The sequence below is a fragment of the Aquicoccus porphyridii genome (assembly GCF_008369105.1).
Lineage (GTDB): Bacteria > Pseudomonadota > Alphaproteobacteria > Rhodobacterales > Rhodobacteraceae > Aquicoccus > Aquicoccus porphyridii.
Genome location: NZ_VINQ01000117.1, coordinates 1 through 468, shown reverse-complemented (window position 1 = coordinate 468; position 468 = coordinate 1). Strand labels below are relative to the sequence as shown.

The window sequence follows — 468 nt, the reverse complement described above, 5'->3', positions numbered from 1 at the left end:
GATGGAGCGCTACCGTGCGGTCTACGGCTGCCCGACGATCCTCGGCATGCCGCGCTACGCGCTGGTATTCGATGCCGCGGTGCTGGACAAACCCTCGCGCCACGCCGCCCCGGAACTGCTGCGCATGCACGAGTCGCTGGCGCGCCGGCAACTGGCCGAGGTGGAGCGCCTGGACCTGGTGCGCCAGGTCCGCGAACTGATCGGCGAGTTGCTGGTGGACGGAGGCGCCACCCTGGAGCAGGTCGCCGCGCGCCTCGGCATGCCGGCCCGACGTCTGCGCGAACGCCTGGCGATGGCCGGGGTGCGCTTCAACGACCTGGTCACCGACTACCGCTGCCGACTGGCCAAGGAACTGCTGCTGAAGACCGACGAGCGCATCGAAGTGATCGTCGAACGCACCGGGTTTTCCGAGCCGAGCACCTTCTATCGCGCGTTCAAGCGCTGGGTCGGCGAGACGCCGGTGGAGTT

The 468-nt window shown here is 69.0% G+C and carries 1 protein-coding gene; it reads left to right on the top strand.

Annotation, left to right across the window (positions count from 1 at the left end):
* Positions 1-468 (top strand): helix-turn-helix transcriptional regulator (locus tag FLO80_RS23825; RefSeq protein ID WP_149187142.1); only part of this gene is annotated, 468 nt, incomplete at both ends.